Annotated in this window: 9 protein-coding genes; 8 read left to right on the forward strand and 1 reads right to left on the reverse strand. The window is 70.5% G+C overall.

Features of this window, described 5'->3' with window-relative positions; translation table 11 throughout:
• The first annotated feature begins 47 nt into the window (after window positions 1–47).
• The 5 genes from Pla133_RS15195 (at window position 48) to Pla133_RS15215 (ending at window position 7640) form a co-directional block, all read left to right on the forward strand.
• On the forward strand, window positions 48–968 hold the full coding sequence (locus tag Pla133_RS15195; protein WP_145066704.1) for a hypothetical protein: 921 nt from the start codon (window positions 48–50) through the stop codon (window positions 966–968).
• Window positions 969–982: 14 nt separating this feature from the next.
• Window positions 983–1894, forward strand: coding sequence for a tyrosine recombinase XerC (locus Pla133_RS15200; RefSeq protein WP_419191563.1), 912 nt, complete (start codon window positions 983–985; stop codon window positions 1892–1894).
• A gap of 204 nt (window positions 1895–2098) precedes the next feature.
• Entirely contained in the window at window positions 2099–3616 is a 1518-nt protein-coding gene (locus Pla133_RS15205; RefSeq protein WP_145066706.1) for an ATP-binding protein, read from the forward strand.
• Window positions 3617–3683: 67 nt separating this feature from the next.
• Window positions 3684–6656, forward strand: a complete 2973-nt coding sequence (locus Pla133_RS15210; protein ID WP_145066708.1) for a hypothetical protein — start codon at window positions 3684–3686, stop codon at window positions 6654–6656.
• A gap of 27 nt (window positions 6657–6683) precedes the next feature.
• Window positions 6684–7640, forward strand: a complete 957-nt coding sequence (locus tag Pla133_RS15215; protein ID WP_145066710.1) for a phosphotransferase — start codon at window positions 6684–6686, stop codon at window positions 7638–7640.
• Window positions 7641–7788: 148 nt separating this feature from the next.
• Here Pla133_RS15215 and Pla133_RS15220 read toward each other — a convergent pair whose 3' ends face one another.
• On the reverse strand, window positions 7789–9078 hold the full coding sequence (locus tag Pla133_RS15220; protein ID WP_145066712.1) for a hypothetical protein: 1290 nt from the start codon (window positions 9076–9078) through the stop codon (window positions 7789–7791).
• A gap of 290 nt (window positions 9079–9368) precedes the next feature.
• On the opposite strand from Pla133_RS15220, the gene Pla133_RS15225 reads away from it, so the two are divergent.
• The 3 genes from Pla133_RS15225 (at window position 9369) to Pla133_RS15235 (ending at window position 12250) form a co-directional block, all read left to right on the forward strand.
• Window positions 9369–9548, forward strand: coding sequence for a secretin N-terminal domain-containing protein (locus Pla133_RS15225; protein WP_419192453.1), 180 nt, complete (start codon window positions 9369–9371; stop codon window positions 9546–9548).
• Window positions 9549–9704: 156 nt separating this feature from the next.
• A complete protein-coding gene (locus tag Pla133_RS15230; RefSeq protein ID WP_419191564.1) occupies window positions 9705–11012 on the forward strand; it encodes a peptidase MATCAP family protein in 1308 nt (435 codons plus the stop codon).
• A 176-nt stretch (window positions 11013–11188) separates the two neighbouring features.
• Window positions 11189–12250, forward strand: coding sequence for a succinylglutamate desuccinylase/aspartoacylase family protein (locus tag Pla133_RS15235; RefSeq protein ID WP_419191565.1), 1062 nt, complete (start codon window positions 11189–11191; stop codon window positions 12248–12250).
• The last annotated feature ends 42 nt before the right edge of the window (window positions 12251–12292 follow it).

Consider the following 12292-nt stretch of genomic DNA (forward strand, 5'->3'; position numbering starts at 1 on the left):
CGGGAAGACGGGGCGAACTGCGCGCAATCGCGGGCTAGGATCGGCCCATGTACCTGCGACCCAGCTTGTCCCCGCCCAGCCTGCGTGTTGCGGCGAGCATCGTCGCGCTGTGGATCGCCGGTACCGCCCTGGGCTGCGTCGGTGACAAGTGGACCTCGACCGAGGCCTCACCGCCTTGGCCGATCGTCGAGGGGACCTGGCGCGACGACCCGACCTGGTACGACGGCTTCGCCGAGGTCGCCGTCTACGACGCGACGCGGGTGATCTACGGCGAGCCGCGCCACTACCGGGCCACGGCCTACACCAACAAGCAGCGCATGGACCCGGCCACCACGACCAAGGCCGAGGGTTCGGACGGTGTCGAGGTCTTCAAGCACCATTGGTCCGAACGGGTCCCCACCGAGCGCTACGACTACGACTTCTCGACCGCCGTGTTCACGCGCACGGCGGACCTGTCCACGTTCAAGTGGACCTGCGCGACCCAGGAGGACTGTGGCGCGAGCTTCAAGCAGGCCTGGTCCGACGGCGACGGCTGGCGCCTGTTCGAGTCCACCTACTTCCCGGGCGAGGGCATGACCCAGGGGCGCCGGCCCGGCCCCCTGCCCCTGTCCGTCGACGCCCTGACCCTGGTCCTGCGCGACTTCCCGGTCGACACGCAGGGCCGAACCGTGCGAATCGCCCTCCTGCCGAGCCAGCGCGACACCCATCGAGTGCCGTGGACAACCGTCGAGCTCGAGTTGGTGGACAGCGGAATCGCGACGATCGAAGTCCCCTACGGCACGCTCGAAGCTCGACGCATCGATCTGTGCGAAACGGGCGCCAAGACGCTCGTGGCCAGCTATTGGTTCGCGATCGACGACTCCGCGCCGCTGCTGGGAGCCTTGCTGCGCTTCGAGGATCGCGACGGACGCAGGTACGAGCTGGTTTCGCTCGAACGCTACCCCTATTGGGCGCGGGGCCCCCGTTGAGCGCGGACGACACAGTGCAGCCCAGGGCCGACACGCCCCTGGCGCGCGACGTCGATCGCTTCCTGGACCACCTGGCCCACGGACGTGGATCGAGTGAGCACACGGTGCGCGCCTACTCCGGCGATCTCGAGGAGCTCTTGACGACCCTGCACGAGTTGGGCGTCGAACGGGGCGAGGACGTCACGCCGCGTCACCTGCGGCGGCATCTGGCTCGCCTCGATGCGCGCGAACTCGGCAAGACCACCATCCAACGCAAGCTCTCGGCGGCCCGCTCCTTCTTCAAGTTGCTGGTGGACGAGGGGCGCATCGAGCTGCATCCGGCCACCGGACTGCGTCAACGCCGCACGCCCCGACACCTGCCAGGCGCCCTGTCGATCGAAGAGGTCGAGACGTTGCTGCGCGCGCCGGACCTGACGCTCGCCGCGGGGCGCCGCGACCGCGCGATCTTGGAGCTGATGTATTCGGCCGGCACTCGCGCGGCGGAAACGGTCGGGCTCGACCGCGCCGACATCGATCGGGAACAGGGCCTCGCGCGAGTGCGCGGCAAGGGACGCAAGGAGCGCTTGGCGCCCCTGGGGAGCTACGCCTTGGAGGCCCTGGATCAATACCTGACAGACCCCGAGCGTCCGACCCCCGACGAGGCTGGAGCGGTGTTCCTGAACCTCAAGGGCGGTCGCCTGACGACGCGTTCGCTGCAGCGCATCGTCGAGCAGCGCGCTCTGGAGGCGGGGCTGCGGCGGCGACCGACGCCGCACACCCTGCGGCACAGCTTCGCCACCCACCTGCTCGACGCCGGAGCGGACTTACGCAGCGTCCAAGAGCTTCTGGGCCACGCCAACCTGGTCACGACGCAGATCTACACCCACGTGAGCCTGGAGCAGCTGCGCCGCGTCTACGAGCGCGCCCATCCGCGGGCCCTGGACTGACCGCCCTTGCGCGACGGGAGCGAGCCTCGGCCCTGCCCGGAGCGCCAAATCCGACGGATTCGAGTCCGCGCCCGGAGCCCAGGTTGCTCCTACACCCTCGGGGCCTGCGGAGCCCTGTCGTGCCCATCCCTGGGCACCACTTCGGCCCCCAGTGGGCCCGGACGAGCCGAGGGCCGCGGCCCCAGGACGAAGGAACGAGACGCAATGATCAACCACATCTCCAACCTCGGTGCGACCCTCTGGCGCGCCATGGGAGACGGCGCGCTGGTGACGGACGGAGCCCTGGTCCTGGGCGCCAATCGGGCCCTGGCCACTGCTCTGGGAACGACCGAGGAAGACCTGGTCGGTCGGCCCCTGACCGATCTGTTCGCGACCTCCCTGGCGGCGACGCACGATGGCTACGGCCCCTACACCATCGGCGATCTGGTCAGGGACGCCGCCGCGGGCCACCCAGGTCGTGCGTCGTTCGAGCTGCGCGGAGGTCGCGCCGGTGGGCGGGAGATCGAACTGCACCTCGAGCGCATGGATCCCACGACCCTGGTGGGCCTGGTCCAGCGTGGCCCCGAGGACGGCGTCCTCGACGTGCGCCTGCGCGAGGCCCAACGCATGGAGTCGGTGGGACGGCTCGCGGCTGGGATCGCCCACGACTTCAACAACATGCTGTCGCCGATCCTGGTCTATTCCGACCTGTTGCTGGACGACGCGCAGCTGACCGAGGTCCAGTCGGAGCAGCTGGGCGTGGTGCGCTCGGCCGCCGAGCGTTGCCGCGTCCTGTCCCGACGCCTGCTGGATCTCGGTCGACGGCGGCCCTCGGGACAGCGCGCCGCCGATCTGCGGCAGGTGGTCAGCAACCTCGAGCCGCTGCTGCAGCGCAGTCTGTCCAGTGACGTGCGCCTGGAGGTCGAACTGACCTCGGCGGAAACGGTGGTCCTCGCGGATCCGTCGCAGATCGAGCAGATCGTCTCCAACCTCGTGCTCAACGCCCATGACGCCATGCCCACCGGCGGCGAGATCCACGTACAGATCCGGCGACGGACGTTCGCGGCCGGGGACTTGGACGGGCATCCGGACGCCGTGGCGGGTGATTTCGGCGTGATCGTCGTCTCCGACAACGGTGTTGGAATGGACCCGGACTTGCAACAGCGCGCCTTCGAGCCCTTCTTCAGCACCAAGGGCGACGCGGGCACCGGCCTCGGCCTGGCGACAGTGCAGGGCATCGCGCGCCAGCACGGCGGCCACGTTCGGCTATACAGCGAGCCGGGCTTGGGCACGACGCTGCGCGTCTACCTGCCCTCGACCAGTGCGTCGATCGCAGAGCCGGTCTGCGGGCAGGCGCCGATCGAGTCGCGCCGAGGTCGAGGCGAGTTGATCCTGGTCGCCGAAGACGACCACCTGATTCGCGCGGTGGCCAGCACGATCCTCGAACGCATCGGCTACCGAGTGATGGTCGCGCGCAGCGGCGCCGAGGCCCTCGAACTGCTCTCCACCTCGAGCGAGCGGGTCGACCTGCTCCTGACCGATGTGATCATGCCGGACATGACCGGAGCCGAGTTGGCCGCGCGGGTCAAGGCGCGCTTCCGTGCAGTGGAGGCGGTCTACATGTCGGGCTACACCGATAAGGTCGTGGCCCGCCACGGCCTACTCCATCCCCACATCAGCGTGCTGGAGAAGCCGTTCACCGAGAACGAACTCGCGGCCCAAATCGGCCGGGCACTCGACTGAGGTCGGGAACGGCGCGCTTGCCGGGGGGCTCGGGCCAGTAGGCTGGCCAGCCCGCAGGAGACCCACGATGCAGCTACGAACTCGACTTGCCCCCGCCGCCCTCTCCGTCTGCCTCGCCCTCGGTGTCGCCGCGCCCGCGGGCGCCCAGGACATCGTCGTAGTCAATGTGGCCGACCTCGAACTCGACGGATCGGAGTGGCCCGCCGACCTCGGCCGAGGACTCGGCTGGTTTCGACCGGGTGAGTTCGAACTGAGGCTGGCGTTGGACGGAGCCCCGGAGGCGTACCTGGTCACGGCCCTCGACGACCAGGGCTGGATCGGCTACGAGGGCCTCGTCGCCGAACTACGCAGGGGCGCGATCGTGGCGGACCTGGGCCCTGGGGCGATCCTCGAAGGGTCCACGGAGCTGCGCGGCACCCTGACGCTGCCCGCGCCCGAGCGGGGTGACGCGCCCCTGCGGCTGCGTTTCCGTGCGCCGCGCGGTGCCTTATCGCGCGGTGCCTTATCGCGCGGTGCCTTGTCGCGCGGTGCCTTGTCGCGCGGTGCCTTGGAGTCCAGCGGCCCCCTCGACCTGGCCTATGGCCGTGCGAGACACTACGCGCAGCTGTTGGGACGCGACCTGCCGGGATCGGCCTGGTTCCGGCATCTGCGCGGCCGATCGCTCGCGCAGCTCGAGGCCGCGAGCGATGCATCGGAGGGCAGTGGCGTCGATGCCCCCCACAGCTCCTTGGAGCTGCGCTTCGGCTCGATTCACGGTCGCGACGGTGAGCTCGGGCCCTGGCGCGATCGCTGGCGCACCGACGACGCCGCGACCTTCAGTCTGGTCTCCGGCGGCCGCGCCTTGGCGGAGAACATGCAGCTCGATCGCATGTTGCCCCTGACCGTGCCCGCCGAGGACACGGTGGAGTTGGACTCGATCGAGGGCGTGACCGTCGCAGCCTTCGACTGGGGCCCCTTGGTCGAGGGACTGGATCCAGTGCGCGACGCCCTCGCCGCGCACATTCCGGCGGACCAATACGCCCTGTATTCCCCGTCGCTGGACGCCTTCTCGCGCCTGCTGGACGAGCTCGAAGCCGACGGTGCGCCCGTGGTCGCCGCACTCGAGACACGCGCGCGGGACGCGCGCACGCGCCAGATGTACGAGCGGCAGCTCTGCGCGCCCCTGGGACTCGTCGCGCGGACCCTGGGCGCACTGGTCGTGCGCTCGGTCGCCGTCACCGGAGGCGACCCCTACCTGCGAACCGGCACCGACCTCGCGCTGCTGTTCGAGACACCCGGCCCGGGGGTGCTCGCCGAGTGGCTCCACGGGCAACAGCGTGCCGCCGCCGAGGCCCACGCCTTGGCCCGCACGGTCGAGACCACCGTCGGACCCTGGTCGGTGCGCGGCGTCGTCACGCCGGACCGCTCGATCAGCTCCTGGGTCGCCAGCGGCGCGGACTTCGTGGTCGTCAGCAACTCGATCCGCCAGTTGGAGGTCCTGGCGCAGGTCGAGGCGGGCAACCTGCCCGCCGCCGCCGAATCGCAGGAGTACCGCTTCTTCAGGTCTCGCTATCCCCTCGGCACAGAAGACGAGACCGCTTTCGTGATCGTGCCCGACGCCGCCATCCGCACCTGGTGCAGCCCCCTGTGGCGCATCGCGACCGCGCGGCGCACGCGCGCCCTGGCCTACCTCGAGGACATCGCCGTGGCCTGGCGCTTCGCGCCGGTGCTCGAGCGCCTGGGCCTCCCGCCGGTACCGCGCGACGACGCCAGCCGCGCCATCGACGGTCTGGGCGAGCTGGCGCTGACCGTCGACGGTCCCGTCTCGGAGCACTACGGTTCGATTGCCTTCCTGACCCCCATCGCCGAGTTGGCCCTGACCCACGTGTCCAAGCGCGAGGCCGAGCTCTACGACACCTGGCGCGACGGGTTCGAGCGCAACTGGAGCAACTTCTTCGATCCGATCGGCGCGTCGGTGCGCCAGACCGAGAGCTCGCTTGCGGTGGACCTCAGCGTGATCCCGCTGATCCTGGGCAGCGACTACCGCGACATGATTCAGGTCGTCGGCGCACAGTCCCTGGAGGGCCGCGACGGCGATCCCCACGAAGGTGCGGTCGTGCACTTCACCAGCGCCCTCGATCCCGAGGGGGAGGAGATCCAGGAGGCCGGCCGCGACCTGTCCGGCTTCGTCGACGGCTTCGGGCCCAACGCGCTGAGCTGGCTCGGGGACTGGTGGTCGATCCACGCCGACGACAGCGAGCTCCTGGACGAACTGCTCGAGGCCGAGGATCTCAACGATGCCTGGGACACGCTGGAGGCCGACCTGGACCTGCTGCCGGTGGTGTTCGAGGTCGGCGTGGCCAAGCCCCTGGCCCTGGCCGGGTTCCTGACCGCGATCCGGGCCATGGCCGAGAGTTCGGCGCCGGGTCTCGTGGACTGGCACACGGACCAGACCGCGGATGGGCGAGCCTTCGTGCGCGTGGCCAGCACGGCTCTCTCCGACGACGAGTTGGCTCTGTACTACTCAACCACGCCGCGCTCGCTGATCGTCTCGTTCAACCGCGAGGCCCTGGTGGCGGCCCTGGACCGCTGGAACCCGCCCGCGGACGAGAACGGCGAACGGCCGGCGCGACCCGACGAGACCGCCCCCACCCCGTGGCTGGGTGAGAGCGTGGCCTTCGAGTTCGAACCCCGCGCATTGCTCTACCTGGGTTTGATGGACGGCGACGACCCGCGTGAGCTGCCCCTCGAGGCGAGCTTCGCGAACCTCCCTGCCCTCGACGAGTGGCACCGGCTGTTCCCCGGCCGGGATCCGGTCGAGGTGCACGAGGAGCTATTCGGCGAGCGGCTGGTGTGTCCGAGCGGCGGCACGTACGTCTGGGACGCCGAGGCCGGGCGCATGGCGTCGAGCGTCTACGGTCATCCGGGCGCACCGCAGCATCCCGCGGGGGCCCAGGTGCTGCCCCCGGCGCTGCGCGATCTGGCGCGGATCCGATTGGGCCTGACCTTCGAGACCGCCGTCGACGGGCTGCGCGCCCGGGGCGAGCTGCTGCGCCGCTGAGGCCGCCCACCACCGAAAGGAGCCAGCGTGGGGCAATCAACGAGCTGGACACCGCCCGAGGTCGCCCCAGGCGCCGAGCTGCGCGCTTGCCTGCCCGTCGAGGGCTGGCGGGCGGCGATGGGCGTGATCGCCGCCCGCCACGGGCTGGATACCGCCTCCTTGGAACCCTTCGCGGGCGGCTCCGACGTCGTTTGGGCCTGCGGTGACCGCGTGGTCAAGCTGACCGATCCGCGCTGCTCCTGGCAGCTCGCCGCAGAGGCGGACTGGCTCGAGCGGCTGGCCGGACGGACCTCACTGGCCACGCCGCGGCTAATCGACATGGGCGAGCTGGAAGGTTGGCCCTACCTCGTTCTCTCGCTCTTGCCCGGTCGCGCCCTGGGCGAGTTCTGGCCCGCACTGCCCTACGACGAGCGGCGCCGCCTGGCCGCCGACATCGGGAACTTCATCGCCGAACTGCACGGCGTCGATCCGAGCGACGCCCCGCGCACCTGGCCCGACTTCTGGACTGACTGCCGCGAGCGCGCACCGGTGCGCGACCTGGGCGATCCGCGGTTGCCGGATTGGGCCAGGCCCCTGGCCGAGGAGGTCGGCTCGTTCCTCGAAGCCGAGGGACCGCTCGACGCGCAACGCCATGTGTGCCTGCACACGGAGTTGCTCGACCAGCACCTCTTCGCCCGAGAGCGCGCCGGCAGGGTCGAGCTGTGCGGCGTGCTCGACTTCGCCGACGGTCGCGTGGGCCCCGCCGAGTACGACTTCCCGCCCCTGGCCGATTTCGTATTCCGCGGCGAGGGCGACCTGCTACGCACCTGCCTCGAGGCCTACGGTCGACCCGGGGTCGAGCTGAACCACGGCCTCGCCCGTCGGCTCCTGGCCTGGGGACTCTCCCACCGCTTCGGTCGACTTCAGCGCATGCTCGCCGCCGTTGCGCCGAGCCGGCCGCGCACCCTGGACGAGCTCGCGACGCTGCTCTTCGGTCTCGACTGACGACCGCGGAAGTCGACCGCCGAACCCGGTCCTCCTGGTTAGCCAGCTCGGACTGTTCATGAGGACATGCTCGTGAGTAGTCCGGGCTAGTGTCCTGGACACTGGATGGCCGGCCGAAGACAGGCCAAATGCTCGCGGCGGTGGCGATTCAGCCTTCCGACAACTCCAAGGAGCGGCGGGCGACCTTCCAGTCGGCCAGGGCCGCACCCACTGCCGAGGGCTCGCCGAACAGGCGTACGCGCAGGGCGCGCCCGGGGCCCAGGGGTAGGACCTCGAACCAGAAGCTGCGCCCGGCGGACTCGAACTCGCAAGCCTGGCCGCGGCCCAGAGAGCAGCGCACCGGTCGCACGCGCTGCACTTCCTGCTGTGCGCGGACCTGCGCGATGGTGGCCTCGATGTAGTCCGCGGCCTCCTGGGCGCCGATGGCGTAGCCGCCGAACTCGAGCGTCACCTGCTCGCCGCCGCCGTAGAGGGTCGTGGTGAAGCGGGTGTGGTCCGCGTCGTCGCTGAGGAACCAGTGACTGGGCAGCTCGACAGTCAGGTCCAGGTCGTCGACGGTGCGCGGCACCGATCGGTAGCGCAGGCCCAGGAGCAACGCTTTGGTCACCGCGGCGCCGGTGGCGCAGTTCAGGCCGACTTCGAAGGTCGCCGAGCCCTCGAGCTGGAAGTCGATCCCCGAGCCGAACACGCTGCGCTCGCCCGACCAGTCGAGTTCCACCAAGCGGTGGGCCCGGGTGTCCACGATCAGCTTGCAGTCCCCTTCGTAGCGCACGGCGAGCACGGCCGTCTCCTCGCGACGCACCTCCGAGCTGACCAGGCGGCCGACCAACCGCGCCAGGCCCAGCTCGTCCACGGACACCAGCTCGAATTCGCCCAGGGCCGTCACGTCCCCCACGGCGTCGGTCAAGAGGGTCCCCACCGCGTGGGGCGCGACCGTCAAGCTCTCGCCGACGCCGACGCCCACTGGCAGGCCCAGGTCGAAGCCGAAGCTCGACGCCTCCGCGAGCAGTCCGTCCATGACTCGGCCGCGCACCCCACGCCCAACGGTACTGGCGTCGAACATGCCCTCCCGCTCGCGGTAGGCCACGCGGACGCCGACCAGCTCGGGGTCACGCACGGTGCGCTCGACGCTCTGGTCGAAGCGCAGGAACCGGCGCACCCCCTCCCAGCCCCCGTTCTCGATCGCGGTGAACTCGTCCACCAGTGCGATCGTGCGACGCTCGTCCACCGGCGCGCGCGAGCGCCCCTGCGGCGTCTCCGTGGTGAGCGAACCGCGCACGCGCGAGGTCCACTCGACCAGCACCGGTCGGCCGACCTGAGGCACCGAACTCAGATCGTGCAGCACCTCCGCGGCGGTAGGTTCCTGGTACGAGGCCGCAAGGCCGGCCGCTAGGCAGGTGACCAGACTCGAAGCCAGGCTCGTCTTCGTCATTCCCATGGTCACAGGACTGGCGCGGCGCCACGCTCGGCGGCGCCCGTCCGGGTCCATTCTGGACCTTATCGCGCCGATCGCGGAACCGCCGCGGGAATAGGTCGTGCGGGGTCGTCGTCCAGCTCCGCGCCGCCACGACCGCCCTCCAGAGAGCTCCCATCCAGACCCGTTTCGTCGTCCCGCTCCTGTTCGCCGCCCTCGCCAGCGCCTGCCAGGTCCCGCACCGACACGGGTGAGAGCTGCCCTCGAAGGCGGCGGAGACGACCTCGGAACAGCCCACGCTGGCCGAGTTCCAGATTCTCACCCTCCAGAACGCCTCGGCCGCGGAACTATCCATGACTCTCCGGCCCCTGGTGCCCGAGTCGCTGCGCCTGACGGCCAATCAACGCACCAACTCGTCGATCGTCTCCGGACCCCTGGATCAGGTCGATCAACTGAGAGCCCTGGTGGACCGCCTCGACCGGGAGGTTCGCTGACAGGGAGGATGATCCAGGAGGGCTCGTCGAGCGGGCCCGCGCCAGTTCTCGGCCGCGCGGATCTGACTGCCGGGGCTTCACTTCGGCGTCCGCTTCGGCGAGAACCTGCACGGTTCGATCGACCGCCGCGCGGACGGTACCTCCCGCAACCTCCCCTTGAAGCCCGAACAGATCACCGAGACCGCCCGTCGTCTGCGCACGGCCGAGTCCGGCGTTCGCATCCTGCGCACGCTGAGCTGGTCGCCCGAGGTGCGGCGGGAGTTCTTCGCCCGGGACGCCCGCGAGCTGCCGCGGGTGACCTACCCGGTCATGAACGCGGCGCCGATCCACGCCCAGTTGGCCGAGATTCGTCGGGGCATCGAGGGCGACGGCACGGTTGCACGCTGGCTGCGCCGCTGCGCGGATGCGATCGGCAGCTCGGCGGACATGCTGGCCAGCGCCGGCACGCCGGCCTTCCTCGAGTACGGCAAGCGGCTCTACGGCACCCCGACCAGCCAACAGGGGGACGCCACGGCCCTGGCCCTGGCCCAGACGGTCGAGCGGGTGTGCGACAGCGTCGCCGGCCTCGACCTGGGCGCGCCCTCGGCCGCCTGCCACTTCGCCACCGCCGTGGCCCAGGGCCTGCGCCGCGCCTGCGTGCGGCTGTTCGGCGACCAAGCGCCCGAGGTGGTCGTCGTGGACCAGCTCTCGGCCAATGCCCTGGCCGGGCCACGCCGCATCCAGGTCCGGCGCGACGCCTGCTTCACTGACCGCGACCTGAACCAGTTGATCCAGCACGAGGCCTACGTCCACGTGTGCACCTCGCTCAACGGTCGCGCCCAGGCCAAGCTGCCGATCCTGGCCGCCTCCCACGCGGGGACGACTCGCACCCAAGAAGGGCTGGCGGTCTTCGCCGAGTTCATCACCGGCACCCAGGACCCCGACCGACTGCGGCGCCTGGCGGACCGCGTGCTCGCGATCGACATGGCCCTGCGGGGCGCGGACTTCCTCGAGGTCTACCGCTTCTTCCTGGGCCGCGGCATTCCCCGCGAGCAAGCCTTCGAGAATGCCCGTCGGGTATTCCGCGGCGGCGTGGTCGAAGGCGGTGTTCCGTTCACCAAGGACGTGGTTTACCTGGACGGCTTCCTGCGGGTCACGAACATGCTGCGGGCGATCGTGGCCGGGGGGCGTGCCGACTGCCTGTCGCTCCTGTTCTGCGGCAAGTTGGACCTCGAGGACTTTCCGGCCCTGGCGGAGCTGAGCGAGATCGGCCTGTGCGCGCCACCGACTTACCTGCCCCCCTGGGCCGCCGACCGCCGTTTCCTGGTGTCGTACCTGGCCTACTCGCAGTTCCTGGACGGGGTCCGGGTCGACGAGCACCGCAGTCACTACCGCGAGCTGCTCGGGCGCACGGACACCGCGCCCTGGGGCGGCGAGACCGTTCCCACCGACATCCCCACCCGTGGGGCGGTGATCGACGGCTGACGGAGCGGACGTCGGAGTCCAGGGTGCCGCCAGCGCGCGAGAGGCGGGCCCGTCCGGCAGGCGATGAACGGTCCCCCCCCGCTACGTCGACTGCGCCCTCCACGACACCGGTCGACCACCGTTGGTTGACGTCGATTGGTGGCGATCGTGGCCGGGCCTCTTGCTAGCCTGCTGCGGTGAATAGTGACAACGACGAAGGGGCCGGCAGCCTGGCCTCGACGACGGACCAGGGCCCCCTGGTCCTGAATGGGATCGAGATCCCAAAGGGCACTCGCCGCACGCTCTCCCTCCCGGTGGCGCGACGCTACACCGCCGGCGAGGTGTCCTTGCCCGTGTGCGTCATCCATGGCCGCAGGCCCGGACCGCGGCTGTTCGTCTCGGCGGCGATCCACGGCGACGAGATCAATGGGGTCGAGATCGTCCGACGCCTCTTGAAGCGCCAGCTGCTACCGAAGCTGCGCGGCGCGCTGATCGCGGTCCCCGTGGTCAACGTCTACGGCTTCGTCGAGCAGACGCGCTACCTGCCCGACCGCCGCGACCTGAACCGCTGCTTCCCCGGCTCGGCCAAGGGCTCCCTCGCCAGCCGCTTGGCGAACACCTTCCTGCAAGAGGTCGCGAAGAAGGCCACCCACGGCATCGACCTGCACACGGGCTCGCTGCACCGCACCAACCTGCCCCAGGTGCGGGCCTCCCTCGACGTACCCGGCAGCGAAGCCCTGGCGCGCAGCTTCGGTGCGCCGGTGATCCTGGATTCCGCGATCCGCGAGGGCTCCCTGCGCGAGTCGGTCGGCGAGCTCGGGGTGCCGATGATCATCTACGAGGCGGGCGAGGCCCTGCGCTTCGATGAGCTCGCCATCAAGGCGGGCCTGCGCGGGGTGCTCTCGGTCATGCGCGACCTGGGCATGCTGCCGGCAGTCAAGCAGAAGAGTCGCCGGGTCGAGCCCTTCGTGGCCCACGGCAGCTCGTGGGTCCGCGCTCCCGAGAGCGGCATCCTCGTCACCAAGCTGCAACTGGGCGCACGGGTCGCCCGCGGCCAATGGCTCGGCACCATCTCGGACCCGCTCGCCGAGGAGGAGGAGCCGATCATCTCCCCCACCGACGGCGTCCTGATCGGGCGCACGAACCTGCCCCTGGTCAACGAGGGCGACGCCGTGTTCCACATCGGCGTCTTCGAGCGTCTCGACCCCGTCGCCGACGAAGTCGACTACTTCCAGGACGAACTCACCCCCGATTCGTGAACACGGACGGGGGGACCGCTGGAGCCCGGGCCCCCTGCTCCA

The organism is Engelhardtia mirabilis (genome assembly GCF_007748095.1).
Taxonomy (GTDB): domain Bacteria; phylum Planctomycetota; class UBA1135; order UBA1135.